The organism is Mycobacterium sp. (genome assembly GCF_049683935.1).
Lineage (GTDB): Bacteria > Actinomycetota > Actinomycetes > Mycobacteriales > Mycobacteriaceae > Mycobacterium.
Genome location: NZ_JBAUJR010000130.1, coordinates 1 through 17,148, shown reverse-complemented (window position 1 = coordinate 17,148; position 17,148 = coordinate 1). Strand labels below are relative to the sequence as shown.

The 17,148-nt window shown below is 64.5% G+C and carries 14 protein-coding genes and 1 pseudogene; 7 read left to right on the top strand and 8 right to left on the bottom strand.

The window, feature by feature from the left end; genetic code table 11:
* The 8 genes and pseudogenes from WA965_RS07790 to rpmH form a co-directional block, all read right to left on the bottom strand.
* Positions 1–123, bottom strand: a pseudogene (locus WA965_RS07790) (ParB/RepB/Spo0J family partition protein); the annotation flags it as partial.
* Between the two features lie 43 nt (positions 124–166).
* On the bottom strand, positions 167–1,114 hold the full coding sequence (locus WA965_RS07785) for a ParA family protein (protein ID WP_526294771.1): 948 nt from the start codon (positions 1,112–1,114) through the stop codon (positions 167–169).
* On the bottom strand, positions 1,111–1,791 hold the full coding sequence (rsmG, locus tag WA965_RS07780; RefSeq protein WP_526294773.1) for a 16S rRNA (guanine(527)-N(7))-methyltransferase RsmG: 681 nt from the start codon (positions 1,789–1,791) through the stop codon (positions 1,111–1,113). Before rsmG ends, WA965_RS07785 begins: the two co-directional genes overlap by 4 nt.
* A 73-nt stretch (positions 1,792–1,864) precedes the next feature.
* Complete coding sequence (locus WA965_RS07775) at positions 1,865–2,431, bottom strand: Jag family protein (protein WP_526294775.1); 567 nt, start codon at positions 2,429–2,431, stop codon at positions 1,865–1,867.
* Positions 2,432–2,468: 37 nt separating this feature from the next.
* Entirely contained in the window at positions 2,469–3,542 is a 1,074-nt protein-coding gene (yidC, locus tag WA965_RS07770) for a membrane protein insertase YidC (protein WP_526294795.1), read from the bottom strand.
* Between the two features lie 43 nt (positions 3,543–3,585).
* The gene (gene yidD, locus WA965_RS07765; protein WP_526294777.1) at positions 3,586–3,909 is read right to left on the bottom strand and encodes a membrane protein insertion efficiency factor YidD; all 324 of its coding nucleotides are present in this window, start codon (positions 3,907–3,909) and stop codon (positions 3,586–3,588) included.
* Positions 3,906–4,262 carry a ribonuclease P protein component gene (rnpA, locus tag WA965_RS07760; RefSeq protein WP_526294779.1) on the bottom strand — a complete coding sequence of 119 codons (357 nt, stop codon included), beginning with the start codon at positions 4,260–4,262 and terminating at the stop codon, positions 3,906–3,908. The genes yidD and rnpA overlap by 4 nt, the downstream gene beginning before the upstream one ends.
* 21 nt (positions 4,263–4,283) lie before the next feature.
* The gene (gene rpmH / locus WA965_RS07755; RefSeq protein WP_073695092.1) at positions 4,284–4,427 is read right to left on the bottom strand and encodes a 50S ribosomal protein L34; all 144 of its coding nucleotides are present in this window, start codon (positions 4,425–4,427) and stop codon (positions 4,284–4,286) included.
* Positions 4,428–5,019: 592 nt separating this feature from the next.
* Between rpmH and dnaA the strand changes: the two genes are divergently transcribed.
* The 7 genes from dnaA to gyrA all read left to right on the top strand — a co-directional run bounded on the left by dnaA (position 5,020) and on the right by gyrA (position 17,028).
* Positions 5,020–6,516: a chromosomal replication initiator protein DnaA gene (dnaA, locus tag WA965_RS07750; protein ID WP_526294781.1), complete on the top strand. Its 1,497-nt coding sequence runs from the start codon at positions 5,020–5,022 to the stop codon at positions 6,514–6,516.
* Positions 6,517–7,068: 552 nt separating this feature from the next.
* Positions 7,069–8,262, top strand: a complete 1,194-nt coding sequence (gene dnaN, locus WA965_RS07745) for a DNA polymerase III subunit beta (protein ID WP_526294783.1) — start codon at positions 7,069–7,071, stop codon at positions 8,260–8,262.
* Positions 8,263–8,294: 32 nt separating this feature from the next.
* On the top strand, positions 8,295–9,188 hold the full coding sequence (gene gnd / locus WA965_RS07740; protein ID WP_526294785.1) for a phosphogluconate dehydrogenase (NAD(+)-dependent, decarboxylating): 894 nt from the start codon (positions 8,295–8,297) through the stop codon (positions 9,186–9,188).
* A 13-nt stretch (positions 9,189–9,201) separates the two neighbouring features.
* Entirely contained in the window at positions 9,202–10,362 is a 1,161-nt protein-coding gene (gene recF, locus WA965_RS07735) for a DNA replication/repair protein RecF (RefSeq protein ID WP_526294787.1), read from the top strand.
* Positions 10,359–10,919 carry a DUF721 family protein gene (locus tag WA965_RS07730; protein WP_526294789.1) on the top strand — a complete coding sequence of 187 codons (561 nt, stop codon included), beginning with the start codon at positions 10,359–10,361 and terminating at the stop codon, positions 10,917–10,919. The genes recF and WA965_RS07730 overlap by 4 nt, the downstream gene beginning before the upstream one ends.
* Positions 10,920–11,141: 222 nt before the next feature.
* Positions 11,142–13,175, top strand: coding sequence for a DNA topoisomerase (ATP-hydrolyzing) subunit B (gyrB, locus tag WA965_RS07725; protein ID WP_526294791.1), 2,034 nt, complete (start codon positions 11,142–11,144; stop codon positions 13,173–13,175).
* Positions 13,176–13,224: 49 nt separating this feature from the next.
* A complete protein-coding gene (gene gyrA / locus WA965_RS07720; protein WP_526294793.1) occupies positions 13,225–17,028 on the top strand; it encodes an intein-containing DNA gyrase subunit A in 3,804 nt (1,267 codons plus the stop codon).
* The last annotated feature ends 120 nt before the right edge of the window (positions 17,029–17,148 follow it).

The window sequence follows — 17,148 nt, the reverse complement described above, 5'->3', positions numbered from 1 at the left end:
GGCCGCCGCGGCGCCCATCCGCGGACCCGTGGTCGCCGGCCCGTCCGCATCCGCGGGCCCGGTGGGAATCAACGAGGCGAGGCCGCGGCCAAGTCCGCTCCGCTTTTTTGCCGCATTGTTCATCGGTTGCCTCTTCTCTCCAGGCCCACAACAGTCCCGCACGCAGTCATCGGGACTGCTCCTCCACTCCCCGCTGCGCCAATTCCCGGCTCGCATCCAGGTAGCTCATCGCCCCTCGCGACCCGGGGTCGTACTCGATGATCGTCATTCCGTAACCCGGCGCCTCGGACACCTTCACACTGCGCGGGATGACGGTGCGGAGGACCTTGTCGCCGAAGTGGTCGCGCACGTCAGACGCCACCTGGTCGGCCAACTTCGTGCGGCCGTCGTACATCGTGAGCACAACGGTGGTGACGTTCAGTTGAGGGTTCAGGTGCGCCTTGACCATCTCGATGTTGCGCAGCAACTGCCCCACGCCCTCGAGGGCGTAGTACTCGCATTGGATCGGGATGAGCACTTCGGGTGCCGCCACCAACGCGTTGATGGTCAGCAGACCGAGCGACGGCGGGCAATCGATGAACACGTAGTCGAAGTCATGGTGCTCGAGTTCGGCCAATGCACTCCGTAGTCGGCCCTCCCGGGCGACCATGCTCACCAACTCGATCTCGGCTCCGGCGAGGTCGATCGTCGCCGGAACGCAGAACAGCCGCTCGCTGTGGGGACTGCGCTGCAACGCGGTTTCCACGGGGATCTCACCGATCAACACCTCGTACGACGACGGGGTGCCCGGCCGGTGCTCGATGCCCAGCGCGGTGCTTGCGTTCCCCTGCGGATCCAGGTCGATGACGAGCGTGCGCAGCCCTTGCAGTGCCAGGGCCGCGGCGATGTTGACCGCCGTAGTGGTCTTTCCTACGCCGCCCTTCTGGTTGGCGATGGTGAAGACACGTTGCCGAGTCGGTCGGGGAAGTTGCCCCTGCGTTGCCGCCTGCATGAGTCGGACCGCCCGCTCGGCCTCGGCGCCGATCGGCGTATCGGCATTCTGCGAATCCCACGTTTCACGTGAAACATCGTCCTGCTGAGCCCGCGGCTTCGACGGCTCGGGAACGGAACTCATCTGTGCCTCCCTCCCGCCGGCCGGCCTCTCCGCGACGCCCCCTGAAACCCTACGACCACCGTCACGGGTGGATCCACGAATCGAGCGCCACATCTCGTCACCTTCACCTCGGTCATGCCCAGTGCTGTCATCGCGCGGCGATGTTCGCGGACCTCGTCCTCGGCACGCTCACCCTTGATTGCCAGCATCCGCCCTCCGGATCGCAATAGCGGCGCGCTCCACTTCGTCAACTTGTCCAGGGAAGCCACCGCCCGGGACACCACGGCATCGGACTCCCCCACTTCGTCGCGCACTGTTCGGTCCTCGGCCCTGCCCCGTACCACTCGACAATCGATACCGAGTGCATCGATCACCTCGCGCAGGAAGTCGCTGCGGCGCAGTAGCGGTTCGACGAGCGTGACATGGATGTCCCGGCGGGCCAACGCCAACGGTATCCCGGGCAGTCCGGCACCACTACCGATGTCGGCGATCTGCTCGTTGGGTTCGAGGAGTTCGGCCACCACGGCACTGTTGAGGACATGCCGGTCCCAGACGCGATTCACTTCCCGCGGACCGAGAAGACCCCTCTCGACGCCGGCTCCGGCAAGGATCTGTGCGTACTGGATCGCGGCCTCAGTCGCCTCGCCGAAGATCGCCGTCACGGCGTCGGGAGGTGTCGGCACCTCCGCGTGTTTCACGTGAAACATCCTCCGACCGTCCGCGCCGACACCACTGCAACCCCCCGACGAACTACATCGCTGTAACTCTGGATCAGTCGGTCAGCACGACGACGCGACGCGAGGGCTCCACACCCTCGCTCTCACTGTGCACACCTTGCACGGCGGCCACAGCGTCGTGCACGATCTTGCGCTCGAACGGTGTCATCGGTGACAACTCTTCGCGCTCCCCGGTCTCCAGCACGCGGTGGGCGACCTTGTCTCCCAGAGCGGCCAGCTCGTCACGGCGGCGCCGCCGCCACTGGGCGACATCCAGCATCAGCCGGCTGCGCTCACCGGTCTTCTGGTGCACCGCCAACCGCGTCAACTCCTGCAGCGCGTCCAGCACCTCACCCTTGCGACCGACGAGCTTCGTCAGGTCGCCGCCACCGTCGATGCTGACGATGGCACGGTCACCCTCGACATCCAGATCGATGTCGCCGTCGAAGTCCAGCAGGTCCAACAACTCCTCGAGGTAGTCGCCGGCGATCTCGCCCTCGGCCACCAGTCTGTCCTCGACATCCACCGTGCCGCTCTCGGCATCCGTGGCCTCTTTGTCGGGCTGATCGATCTCGTCGCCGCGCTCCGCAGTGTCAGCGGTGGTGGCTTCTGCGTTGGTCATGACAAACACCTCTCCCTCGTTCGCGGTCACCCGCGCGTCAACGTTTCCGCTTCTTCGGCCGAGCGCCGGGTTTTGGGGTACGGCTGACCGCCCCATTCCGCGCTGCTGGTTTTGCGGAGTCCTGAGTGCCGTTCGGCGATTCCGGCGCGGCCGTCGCCCCGCCCTTCGATCCCGCGGCGCCGTCACCCTCGGGTGAGGTCCCGTCCTGGGCGGGGTCGGCTGCATCAGCTCCGAGCTCGACTGCGGCCTTCTTCTTTCGACCGGGCTTGGCTCCCGGAGCCGGCGCATTCGCCGCGCGGCGTTCCAGTGCCTCGATCTTCTTCTGCTCTTCTTCCTTCTCGATCTTGCCGAACACGTAGTGCTGCTGACCGAAGGTCCAGATGTTGTTTGCGAGCCAGTACATGATGATCGCCAGGGGCAGGAACGGGCCACCCACCACCACACCGAGCGGGAAGACGTAGAGCGCGAGCTTGTTCATCATCGCGGTCTGCGGATTGGCTGCGGCTTCCGGAGTCTGCCTGGAGACCGACGCCCGACTGTTGAAGTAGGTCGCGATGCCCGCTGCGATCATGATCGGAACGCCGACGGCGACCACCGCCGGACGATAGAACTCGGTGTAGGCGTCCAGGCCGTGCTTCTGGATCATGGTCGCACCGAGCGGCGCCCCGAACAGATTCGCGTCCAGGAAATGACCCACGTCGGTGGCGCTGAAGAAGTAGTTGCCCAGGCTCCGGTTCTCCTCCACCGACAGGCCGAGCCTGCCGATCCCGGTCTGCGTCCGGTTGAAGGACATCAGCACGTGATAGAGGCCGAGGAACACCGGGATCTGGGCAAGCATCGGCAGGCAGCCGAGGATCGGGTTGAACCCGTGTTCCTTCTGGAGCTTCTGCATCTCCAGCGCCATCCGCTGCCGGTCCTTGCCGTACTTCTTCTGCAGCGCCTTGATCTGCGGTTGCAGTTCCTGCATCTGCCGCGTGGTGCGGATCTGCCGGACGAACGGCTTGTACAGGATCACGCGGAGCGTGAAGACCAGGAACATCACCGACAACGCCCAGGCGAAGAAGTTCGATGGCCCCAGCAGGAAGGCGAAAGCCTTGTACCAGACCCACATGATCGCCGACACCGGGTAGTAGATGATGTCGAGGCTCAACCAATTAAACACGCGTTTGACTCTCCCATTGCTGCGCCGTGCTGGTCCGGTGGTCGGCTACGCCACAGTCACTCTGGGCTTCACCGCGGTCGGCTTCTCGATCCGGTATCGGATCCCATCCTCCGTTATGCCACGGCCCACATTTGAGGAGGCGTACCAGGGCCAGCCATCCCCCTCTGATCAGACCGAACTCGGTCAACGCGTCGACGGCGTACTGGCTGCAGGTCGGCGTGAACCGACAGGTCGGCAGTCGCAGCGGTGAGACCGCGTTCCGATAGAACTGGATCACCGCGATGAGGCCCCTGGCACCGACCGAGCGGACGGTCATCTCGTGCCCCCGGAACGCTCTTTGATGCGTCGAAGTGCCGTCCGCAGTTCCTGTTCAAGCCGCGGTGAGGGCGCCTCGCGGCTACCCGGTAGCGCCCGGATCACCACTCGATCGGCCGAACCCAGATCCTCGATGACCGTACGGGCGACGTGCCGGAGCCGACGGGATACCTGATGCCGGACGACTGCATTTCCCACTGCTTTGGAGACGACGAGACCGATCTGGGGCCCGGGCGCACCGCTGTCATCCGACCGCGTGTACACCACGATGTCGGGTTGGGCGGCGCGCTTTCCGCGACTCACTGTGAGACCGAACTCGGCCGACCGCGTCATCCGGTACTGCGCGGGAAGCACCGCGTCAGACCCTGCGCCGCGTCACGCAGTCAGTGAACGACGGCCCTTGCCGCGCCGAGCGGACACGATGGCCCGACCGGCGCGCGTGCGCATCCGCAGCCGGAAACCGTGCACCCGCGCGCGGCGGCGGTTGTTGGGCTGAAAAGTCCGCTTGCCCTTGGCCACGACAGTCACTCCTTGTTGGGTCTGGCCCCCACGCTCCGCCCGCATGAACTCAGTCATCACAGGCGTGACGCGGTCGGCCGTTGGTAAGCTCGTCCGTCTCGCATTACTAACCGGCGCGGCCCCCGGCGGGGCCGGGTCGCAGCCGTATCGCCACGTGCGGGCGACTGTTCGAGGGTACTGACGAGAATTCGCTGGGTCAAACCTGCGTTCCGGCTGTCCAGACCGCGTCAGCGACATCACATCAACCACAGCAGTCACGCTCATCTGGAACGATTGAGCCAGCACAGAATTCGACCCCCCACAATGTTGCAGAACTGTTGGCACTCGGAGAGAAAACTGTTAGCTTCTGCCAATGCCGATTCCACCTCGGAACGGCGAAAGACAACGAAGCGAGGATGCCCACTCCGTCGCGAGCCCACTGGAAATGCAGGGATGCACCTCCCCAGTGACGAGCTCCGGCCAGCGGCATCACCGCCGGTAGACAACCAGACGGCGACGAACGTCCTTTCTCCACAACCTGTGGATAACTTTGTGGACAGTTCTTCTCGTCGATTTGGCCGTCCCTGGGCCGGCCGCTAGGGGGTGCGTGTCGTTGACGGCTGACCCCGATCCCCCGTTCGTCGCCATTTGGAACACCGTCGTCGCCGAGCTCAACGGCGACGGTGGCACCGCCAATGGATCTCTCACCCCGCAGCAGCGCGCCTGGCTCAAGCTGGTCCGCCCCCTGGTGATCACCGAGGGGTTCGCGCTGCTGTCGGTTCCCACACCCTTCGTCCAGAACGAGATCGAACGCCATCTTCGCGAACCCATCGTCACGGCCCTGAGTCGCCAACTCGGACAGCGCGTCGAACTCGGGGTCCGCATCGCCGATCCCGCCGCTGAGGGCGACGACGTCCACAACGGATTTCGGGAACCACCCCCGGCACCGGAACCCGAGGACAATCTGGACGCCGAAGACGACGTCGATGAAGATCAGGCCGCGCGCGCCAGTGCCGAGGAAAGTTGGCCGACGTACTTCTCCCGGCGAGCCAACAGCTCCGCCACCGACGATGACACCGCGATCAACCTCAATCGTCGCTATACCTTCGACACGTTTGTCATCGGTTCCTCGAACAGATTCGCCCACGCTGCGTCGCTGGCGATCGCCGAAGCGCCGGCCCGCGCGTACAACCCCCTCTTCATCTGGGGGGAATCGGGGCTGGGCAAGACCCATCTGCTGCACGCGGCCGGCAACTACGCCCAGCGACTGTTCCCCGGGATGCGGGTCAAGTACGTCTCCACCGAGGAATTCACCAACGACTTCATCAACTCCCTGCGCGATGACCGCAGGGCATCGTTCAAGCGCACCTATCGGGACATCGACGTGCTGCTGGTGGATGACATTCAGTTCATCGAAGGCAAGGACGGCATCCAGGAAGAGTTCTTCCACACCTTCAACACGCTGCACAACGCGAACAAACAGATCGTCATCTCCTCCGATCGGCCTCCCAAGCAGCTCGCCACCCTCGAGGACCGGTTGCGGACCAGGTTCGAGTGGGGACTGATCACCGACGTCCAACCGCCCGAGCTGGAAACCCGAATCGCGATCCTGCGCAAGAAGGCTCAGATGGATCGCCTCGACGTCCCCGATGACGTTCTGGAGTTGATCGCCAGCCGCATCGAACGCAACATCCGCGAACTCGAGGGCGCCCTGATCCGAGTCACCGCGTTCGCCTCGCTGAACAAGACTCCAATCGACAAGTCGCTGGCCGAAATCGTGCTGCGCGATCTGATCTCGGACTCCTCCACGATGCAGATCAGCACCGCCGCCATCATGGCCGCCACCGCTGAGTACTTCGAAACCAGCATCGAGGAGCTCCGGGGACCCGGAAAAACCCGTGCACTGGCGCAGTCACGTCAGATCGCGATGTACCTGTGCCGTGAGCTCACCGACCTGTCACTGCCCAAGATCGGCCAGGCGTTCGGGCGAGACCACACCACGGTCATGTACGCGGAGAAGAAGATTCGCGCTGAGATGGCCGAGCGTCGCGAGATCTTCGATCACGTCAAAGAGCTCACCACCAGGATCCGGCAGCGCGCCAAGCGCTGACCGTCGGCCTGTCATTCGTGCCTCCCACGGCACATTCATGCCTCCATGCATGTCTCCTGCTGACAAAATCTCAAAAAACTTCCGTCACTGTGTTCCCAACCGCCACAGCTTCGGTCTGTGCACCGACCTGTGCACAGACACCTGTCAACCGCCGAATCGTGGCCGGCTCGGTCCCCAACCACGAGTGCATCCCCAGGCACCTCAAACTTGTTCTTCCACCATCCACAAGCCGCCAACACCCCGCCGTGCCCACCTGCCAGCGACGAACCACCCCTATGCACAGTTTCCACAGGACCTATTACTGTTGCTCTTAGATATCTATAGATTTCGTTTAGAAGAAGCGCCCTGGGGAAACACACATCCACCCTGGACTGATGGCCGTTCGTCGCCCGCATGTCAGCCCGATGGATTAGCTTTCAAGTTGAGCCCGAAAGCTCTACGGTGGTTCATCGACAGCCGTTGCGGTCGTCGTAGCGCGCCGGGGCGGCGCGGTGTGCGATCCGGGAAACCGCTGATTGACGCTTTTGTCGGGGTGTGCATCGAAGGGACGTTATGGACGTGGCGACGGCAGGTCTCACGGATTTGAAGTTTCGGCTGACCCGCGAAGACTTTGCCGACGCGGTCGCCTGGGTTGCCCGCAATCTCCCCTCCAGGCCGACAGTGCCCGTGCTGGCAGGTGTGCTGCTCACCGGATCCGACGAGGGACTGACGGTTTCTGGATTCGACTACGAAGTTTCCGCAGAAGTGCAGATCCCGGCCGAGATCGCTTCTCCAGGAAGCGTTTTGGTTTCCGGACGGCTGCTGTCCGACATCGTGCGTTCCCTGCCGGCCAAACCGGTCGACGTCAGCGTCGAAGGCACGAGGGTGGCGCTGACCTGCGGTAGCGCCCGCTTCTCCCTGCCGACGATGGCGGTCGAGGACTATCCGACGCTGCCCACACTGCCCGATGAGACCGGTGTCGTGTCGTCGAACCTGTTCGCCGAGGCGATCGGGCAGGTGGCGGTGGCGGCCGGCCGCGACGACACCCTGCCCATGCTGACGGGTATCCGCGTCGAGATATCCGGCGAGAAGGTGGTTTTGGCCGCCACCGATCGGTTCCGCCTCGCCGTGCGGGAATTGACCTGGTCCACCGACTCCGCAGGGGTCGAAGCAGCAGTGCTGGTGCCGGCGAAGACACTGGCAGAAGCTGCCAAGGCCGGCACCGACGGCGAGGAAGTGCACCTGGCGCTCGGGGCGGGTTCGGCAGTCGGCAAAGAGGGACTGCTCGGTATTCGCAGCAAAGGAAAGCGCAGCACGACCCGACTGCTGGATGCTGAGTTCCCGAAGTTCCGCCAGCTGCTGCCCGGAGAACACACGGCCATGGCCACCATGGCCGTCGCCGAGCTGACCGAGGCGATCAAGCGCGTCGCGCTCGTCGCCGACCGTGGGGCACAGGTTCGGATGGAGTTCGCCGACGACGTTCTGCGGCTGTCGGCCGGCGCCGACGACGTCGGAAAAGCCGAAGAAGACCTGCCCGTGCAGTTTTCCGGAGATCCACTGACGATCGCCTTCAACCCGACGTATCTCACCGACGGCCTCGGTTCGCTGCACGCCGAGCGGGTGACGTTCGGCTTCACCACACCCAGTCGGCCGGCGGTGTTGCGTCCGGCGGGCGACGATGATGGCGCCGCCGGAAGTTCCGGACCTTTTCCGGCGGCTCAAACCGACTATGTCTATCTGTTGATGCCGGTACGCCTTCCTGGCTGACCGACGCACCGACAGCGGAAGGGACACCTGACATGCAACTCGGTCTCATCGGCCTCGGCAAGATGGGTTTCAACATGCGGGCTCGGCTCCGCGACGGCGGACACGAGGTGGTCGGATACGACCCCCGGCCGGAAGTCTCTGACGTCGAATCGTTGAGCGCCCTGGCCGCCGCCCTGGAGTCGCCGCGGGTGGTGTGGGTGATGGTGCCTTCCGGCACCGTGACCGATCAGACCATCTCGGAGCTGGCGAAGGTTCTCAGTGACGGAGATCTGGTCATCGACGGCGGCAACTCGCGGTACACCGAAGACGCTCCTCACGCGAAGTTGTTGGCGGACAACGGCATCGGATTCATCGACGCGGGAGTTTCCGGCGGAGTCTGGGGCCTGGCCGAAGGTTACGGGTTGATGGTCGGAGGCAGTGATGCCGACATCGAGCGAGCGATGCCGATCTTCGAGACGTTGCGGCCGCCGGGTCCCCAAGAGGACGGGTTCGTCCACGTGGGACCGGTAGGGGCGGGTCACTTCGCCAAGATGGTGCACAACGGGGTCGAGTACGCATTGATGACCGCGTACGCCGAGGGTTACGAGATGCTGGCCGCCGAGGATCTCGTCAAAGATCCGCAAGCCGTCTACCAAGCATGGACGAATGGCACCGTGGTGCGTTCCTGGCTGCAGCAGCTGCTTGCCAAAGCGCTGAAGGAAGATCCGGGTCTCAACGACATCAGCGGCTACACCGATGATTCCGGTGAAGGCCGGTGGACGGTGGAGGAGGCCATCCGGCTTCGGGTCCCCGTCCCTAGCATCGCGGCCGCCTTGTTTGCGAGATTCCTTTCTCGGCAAGATGATTCACCGACGATGAAGGCAGTTGCCGCACTGCGCAACCAGTTCGGCGGCCACGCAGTCAAGAGAGTGAGCGAGTCCGGGTGACCGGGGTGTTTCGGTGTACGTACGCCACCTTGCCCTGACCGACTTCCGTTCCTGGGAGCGTGTCGAACTCGACCTCGAACCCGGCCGGACGGTCTTCGTCGGCTCGAACGGGTTCGGAAAGACGAATCTCATTGAAGCTCTGTGGTATTCATCGACGCTGAGCTCGCATCGGGTAGCCTCCGACGCGCCATTGATCCGTTCCGGTGCTGATCGTGCTGTCGTGTCGACCATCGTGGTGAACGACGGCCGGGAACTCGCCGTCGATCTGGACATCACCTCCGGGCGGGCCAACAAGGCTCGGCTGAACAGATCACCGGTGCGGTCGGCACGCGAAATTCTCGGCGCGCTGCGGGCGGTCCTGTTCGCACCGGAGGACCTGTCCCTGGTGCGCGGCGACCCGAGTGAACGCCGGCGCTATCTCGACGAACTGGCTACGACGCGCCGCCCGAGGATCGCCGGGGTACGTGCGGACTACGACAAAGTCGTCAGACAACGCACCGCCCTGCTCAAGACCGCCGCCGGTGCCCGTCATCGCGGTGACCGGGGCGCATTGGACTCCCTCGATGTGTGGGATGGGTACCTGGCCGCTCACGGTGCCCAATTGATCACCGCGCGTGTGGAACTCGTGACTGAGTTGGCTCCGGAGGTGGAGAAGGCGTATCAGCTTCTGGCCCCGGATTCGCGTCCCGCGACGATCCGCTATCGCAGCGGGGTCGACGTGGTGGAGAGTGAAGCGACGGCGGGCAACGCAGATCCGGCCGTGTACGAGGCCGCACTGCTGGAAGCGATGAGCCGCCGCCGCGACGCCGAATTGGAACGTGGCGTATGCCTTGTCGGGCCACACCGGGATGATCTGGAACTGCGCCTCGGTGATCAGGTGGCGAAAGGGTTTGCCAGCCACGGAGAGTCATGGTCGGTGGCGCTGGCGTTGCGGCTGGCCGCCTATGAACTCCTGCGCGCGGAAGGAAGTGATCCGGTGTTGTTGCTCGACGATGTGTTCGCCGAACTCGACAGCGCTCGGCGCTCGGCACTGGCCCAAGTCGCGGCCACCGCCGAGCAGGTCCTCGTGACCGCTGCGGTCAACGAGGACATCCCCGCGGACTGGGACGTTCGGCGGATCGGCATCACCATGAGCGACGGCGACGCCGGTCGACTCTCGGCGGTGCAGGCATGACCGGTGAGGACGACGATCCCGTAGGTCCCCCTCCCGACCTCGCCCGGATGAAGGGCATGGATCTGGTGCGAAGGACGCTGGAAGAAGCACGTGGTGCGGCGCGCACCCAGGGCAAGAACGTCGGTCGCGGCCGCACCTCCCCCGCCCCGCGCCGGGTAGCCGGCAACAGCAGACGGCGGTGGTCGGGTCCGGGACCTGACGGGCGGGATCCACAACTGCTCGGTGCGGCCACCAGTGATCTCGCGCGCAACCGCGGTTGGAACGGTCGTGTTGCCGAGGGCTCGGTGTTCGGCCGGTGGCGGTCGGTCGTCGGGGATCAGATCGCCGCTCACGCCACTCCGACGTCGCTGAACGAAGGTGTGCTGACCGTGTCGGCCGAGTCGACCGCCTGGGCGACCCAGCTGCGGATGGTGCAGGCCCAGCTGCTGGCCAAGATCGCCGCCGCCGTCGGAGACGGGGTGGTCACGTCGCTGAAGATCGTCGGTCCGGTGGGCCCGTCGTGGAAGAAGGGGCCGTACCGGGTACCGGGGCGGGGCCCGCGGGACACCTACGGCTGAGTCGACTCCCCTACCACTGTCTGAGAGCGCCGACAGGCTTTTATCCACAACTCTCAAGCGTCCAGACTTGTCGATATTCGAAAAATTCCGTAGGCGGCGCAAATAGGTGTGCAGAAACGCCGCCTCAGGGTCAGTGCAGGCGGTGCCTGACGGTAGACTCGAGGAGAGATCCGCGAGGGACCTTCGTTCCTCGCTTGCGAACCCCAAGGAGACGCGTTCCACGTGGCTGCCCAGAAGAAGACTGCTTCTAAAGAGTATGGCGCTTCCGCCATCACCATTCTGGAGGGTCTGGAAGCCGTCCGAAAACGTCCCGGCATGTACATCGGTTCCACCGGTGAGCGCGGCCTGCACCACCTGGTCTGGGAGGTCGTCGACAACGCGATCGACGAAGCCATGGCCGGCTACGCCAGCAGGGTCGACGTCAAGATCCTCGGCGACGGCAGCGTCCAGGTCACCGACGACGGTCGCGGCATCCCCGTCGAGATGCACTCCAGCGGGGCGCCGACGGTCGACGTCGTCATGACCCAGCTGCATGCCGGCGGCAAGTTCGGTGGCGAGAACAGTGGTTACAACGTCAGTGGCGGTCTGCACGGTGTCGGCGTCTCCGTCGTCAACGCGCTGTCGACCCGGCTCGAGGCCACGATCCTGCGCGACGGCCACGAGTGGTTCCAGTACTACGACCGCTCGGTTCCCGGCACGCTCAAACAGGGCGGCCCGTCGAACAAGACCGGCACCACCATCAGGTTCTGGGCCGACCCCGACATCTTCGAGACGACTGTCTATGACTTCGAGACCGTCGCCCGCCGCCTGCAGGAGATGGCGTTCCTCAACAAGGGCCTGACCATCGAGCTCACCGACGAACGCGTCACCGCCGAGGAAGTGGTCGACGAGGTCGTCAGCGACACCGCCGAGGCACCGAAGTCCGCCGACGAGAAGGAAGCGGAGGCCAAGGGTCCGCACAAGGTGAAGCACCGCACCTTCCACTACCCGGGCGGTCTGGTCGACTACGTCAAGCACATCAACCGCACGAAGACCCCGATTCAACAGAGCATCATCGACTTCGACGGCAAGGGACCCGGCCACGAGGTCGAGATCGCGATGCAGTGGAACGCCGGCTACTCGGAGTCGGTGCACACCTTCGCGAACACCATCAACACCCACGAGGGCGGCACGCATGAAGAGGGTTTCCGCAGTGCGCTCACCACGGTGGTGAACAAGTACGCGAAGGACAAGAAGCTCCTCAAGGAGAAAGACCCCAACCTCACCGGCGACGACATCCGCGAAGGTCTGGCGGCCGTGATCTCGGTGAAGGTCAGCGATCCGCAGTTCGAGGGTCAAACCAAGACCAAGCTCGGCAACACCGAGGTCAAGTCCTTCGTGCAGAAGATCTGCAACGAGCAGTTGTCGCACTGGTTCGAGGCGAACCCGGCTGAAGCGAAGACCGTTGTCAACAAGGCGGTTTCGTCGGCGCAAGCCCGTATGGCCGCCCGTAAGGCTCGGGAGTTGGTGCGCCGCAAGAGCGCCACCGACATCGGGGGCCTGCCCGGCAAGCTCGCCGACTGCCGCTCCACTGATCCGGTGCTGTCGGAAGTGTATGTGGTGGAGGGTGATTCGGCCGGGGGTTCGGCGAAGAGCGGCCGCGATTCGATGTACCAGGCGATCCTGCCGTTGCGCGGCAAGATCATCAACGTCGAGAAGGCCCGCATCGACCGGGTGCTGAAGAACACCGAGGTCCAGGCCATCATCACCGCGCTGGGCACCGGCATCCACGACGAGTTCGACATCGCCAAGCTGCGGTATCACAAGATCGTGCTGATGGCCGACGCCGACGTCGACGGCCAGCACATCTCCACGTTGTTGCTCACGCTGCTGTTCCGATTCATGAAGCCGCTCATCGAGAATGGGCACGTCTTCCTGGCCCAGCCGCCGCTGTACAAACTGAAGTGGCAGCGCAGCGAGCCCGAGTTCGCCTACTCCGACCGCGAACGCGACGGACTGCTCGAGGCAGGACGCGCGGCAGGCAAACGGATCAACACCGAAGACGGGATCCAGCGCTACAAGGGTCTCGGCGAGATGGACGCCAAGGAACTCTGGGAGACCACCATGGATCCCAGTGCCCGCGTGCTGCGCCGGATCACCCTCGACGACGCCGCGGCGGCCGACGAACTGTTCTCCATCCTGATGGGCGAGGACGTCGAGGCGCGCCGCAGCTTCATCACCCGAAACGCGAGAGACGTTCGTTTCTTGGATGTCTGAAGCCGTTTGACCTTTTCCCCCCAGCTGCTCATAGACGAGCGAGGAGCGTATGACCGACACGACCCTGCCCCCCGGCGACGACGACGCCACCACCGACCGCATCGAGCCGGTCGACATCCAGCAGGAGATGCAGCGCAGCTACATCGACTATGCGATGAGCGTGATCGTCGGCCGTGCCCTCCCCGAGGTCCGCGACGGCCTCAAGCCGGTGCACCGCCGGGTGCTGTACGCGATGTACGACTCGGGATTCCGCCCGGACCGCGGACACGCGAAATCCGCACGCTCGGTTGCCGAGACGATGGGCAACTACCACCCCCACGGTGACTCGTCGATCTACGACACCCTGGTCCGCATGGCCCAGCCGTGGTCGTTGCGTTATCCACTTGTGGACGGCCAGGGCAACTTCGGCTCGCCGGGCAACGATCCCCCGGCCGCGATGAGGTACTGCGTCAGCGGTGACGCGCTGGTGCGCTTGCCTTTCGGGCATTCCGTGCGTATCGCGGACATCGTTCCGAATGCCAAACCGAATTCGGACAACGTCGTCGATCTGAAGGTGCTCGACCGCAACGGCAATCCTGTGGTTGCCGACAGGTTGTTCCACTCGGGTGATCACGAGACGTTCACCGTGACCACTGCCGAGGGGTACTCGGTAACGGGCACCGCAAACCACCCTGTGCTCTGCCTGGTCGATGTGGCCGGAGTCCCTACGCTGTTGTGGAAGTTGATCGAAGAGATACGACCGAACGACCGAGTCGCCATTCAACGGACGCAACCTGCGGAATTCGGCTCAGCGGAGTGGTTCGAAACGCTAGAGGCGCTGCTACTCGGCGCGTTTGTCAGCGAGGGTTTCGTCTCGCAGTCGCGAGCGGGATTCAACAACTTGGACCGCGACTACTTCAACATGGTGGTCGCCGCCTACGACGCTGTCGTAGGCGGTACACGTTACGTTTCCGAGCGCACCATCGCATCGGGCTCGCGGCTGCTCGAACTCGACATTCAAAATCTGGCCGCGCTGCGCCAGAGTCGGCTTGCGTGTCTGGTCGATCAACGCTCCGCTGCCAAGGCCGTGCCCGAGTGGCTATGGCACTCAGCAGCGGTCGTGAAACGGGCATTCCTCCAAGCGCTCTTTGAAGGCGATGGTTCCTGCTCAGCGCTACCACGCAGCACTGTTCAGGTCTCATATTCAACCCGTAGCAGCCAACTGGCGGATGACGTGCACCAGCTGCTGCTGGAATTCGGGGTGGTGTCCCGCCGCTACTTGCACGCCACAGGCGAGCACAAGGTGGTCATCACCAACCGCGCCCACGCGGAGTCCTTCGCAAGCCAAATCGGATTCGGTGGAGCCAAACAGCGGAAGCTCCAGCAGATTCTCGCGGCATTGCCGGAGCGTGCAGCAGGGCTCGACGGCGACCACGTGCCTGGATTGGCCAATTTCGTCAGAACACAAAGCGGTGGGCGTTGGGTGGACAAGGAGTGGTTGCATAAGCACAACATCGACCGACTCAGTCGCTGGGAACGTGACCGCGATGAGATCCTCTCGCACATCGCAGACGCTGACGTCAGGTCGATTGCGCAGGACCTTACCGACGGCCGCTTCTACTACGCGCGAGTCACGAGCGTCGTAGACGCGGGTGTTCAGCCGGTCTACAGCTTGCGCGTCGATACGGACGACCACTCGTTCATCACGAATGGATTCGTCAGCCACAACACAGAGGCGCGGCTCACTCCCCTGGCGATGGAGATGCTGCGTGAAATCGACGAGGAGACAGTCGATTTCATCCCGAACTACGACGGCCGGGTGCAGGAGCCGACGGTTCTGCCCAGCCGGTTCCCGAACCTGCTGGCCAACGGCTCCGGAGGCATCGCGGTCGGCATGGCCACCAACATGCCGCCGCACAATCTCCGTGAGCTCGCCGAGGCCGTGTTCTGGTGCCTGGACAACTACGAGGCCGACGAAGAGACCACGCTGGCTGCGGTCACCGAGCGGGTCAAGGGACCCGACTTCCCGACCTACGGTCTGATCGTCGGTTCGCAGGGCATCCACGACGCGTACACCACGGGCCGCGGGTCCATCCGGATGCGCGGCGTGGTCGAGGTCGAGGAGGACCAGCGGGGCCGCACGCTGCTGGTCATCACCGAGCTCCCCTATCAGGTGAACCACGACAACTTCATCACCTCGATCGCCGACCAGGTGCGCGACGGCAAGCTCGGCGGCATCTCGAACATCGAGGACCAGAGCAGCGACCGTGTCGGGTTGCGGATCGTCGTCGAGGTCAAGCGCGATGCCGTGGCCAAGGTGGTGCTCAACAACCTCTACAAGCACACCCAGCTGCAGACCAGCTTCGGCGCGAACATGCTGTCGATCGTCGACGGTGTCCCGCGCACGCTGCGCCTTGATCAGCTGATCCGGCTCTACGTCGTCCACCAGTTGGACGTCATCGTCCGGCGGACCACCTACCGGCTGCGCAAGGCCAACGAGCGGGCCCACATCCTGCGCGGTCTGGTCAAGGCGCTCGACGCGCTCGACGAGGTCATCGCGCTCATCCGGGCGTCGGCGAACGTCGATGTCGCGCGGGCCGGCCTGATCGAGCTCCTCGACGTCGACGAGATCCAGGCGCAGGCGATCCTCGATATGCAGTTGCGGCGGCTGGCCGCTCTGGAACGTCAGCGCATCGTGGACGACCTGGCCAAGATCGAAGCCGAGATCGCCGACCTCGAAGACATCCTCGCCAAGCCGGAGCGGCAGCGGGCCATCGTCCACGATGAGCTCAAGGAGCTCGCCGACAAGTACGGCGACGACCGTCGCACCCGGATCATCCCGGCCGACGGCGACGTCGCCGACGAGGACCTCATCGCCCGCGAAGAGGTCGTCGTCACGATCACTGAGACGGGGTACGCGAAGCGCACGAAGTCGGATCTGTACCGCAGCCAGAAGCGTGGCGGCAAGGGCGTCCAGGGCGCGGGGCTCAAGCAGGACGACATCGTCAACCACTTCTTCGTCTGCTCGACGCACGACTGGATCCTGTTCTTCACCACGCAGGGTCGGGTGTATCGCGCCAAGGCGTACGACCTGCCGGAGGCGTCGCGGACGGCGCGCGGTCAACACGTCGCGAACCTGCTGGCCTTCCAGCCGGAGGAGCGCATCGCCCAGGTCATCCAGATCAAGAGCTACGAGGATGCGCCCTACCTGGTGCTCGCAACCCGCAAGGGACTGGTCAAGAAGTCCAAGCTGACCGACTTCGACTCCAACCGCTCCGGCGGCATCGTCGCGGTCAACCTGCGTGACGGCGACGAGTTGGTGGGTGCGGTGCTGTGCTCGGCCGATGAGGACCTACTGCTGGTCTCCGCCAAGGGCCAGTCGATCCGGTTCTCGGCGACCGACGAGGCGCTACGTCCGATGGGCCGGGCCACCTCGGGTGTGCAGGGCATGCGGTTCAACGAAGAGGACCAACTGCTGTCGCTGAACGTCGTGCGTGAGGGCACGTACCTGCTGGTGGCGACGTCGGGCGGCTACGCCAAGCGGACGGCGATCGAGGAGTACTCGGCACAGGGCCGCGGCGGCAAAGGCATCCTCACCATCCAGTACGACCGCAAACGTGGCACTCTGGTCGGAGCGTTGATCGTCGACGACGAGACTGAGTTGTACGCCATCACCTCCGGCGGAGGTGTCATCCGGACCGCGGCACGTCAGGTGCGCAAGGCCGGACGGCAGACCAAGGGGGTTCGCTTGATGAACCTCGGCGAAGGCGACACACTGATTGCCGTTGCGCGCAACGCCGAAGAGGATGCCGACGATGACGCAGCGGACGAGTCAGTTGAGTCGGACGAGTCGGACGAGTCGGACGAGTCGTGACGCCGCATCGACTGCCTCCAGCGGTAGGCACTGAGCTAAGGAGCCCCAGGTGAGTTCACCGAACGAACCGGGACGCCCGCGAGCGGGTGAGTCCGGCGGGGGCAACGGCTCGTCGGGCTC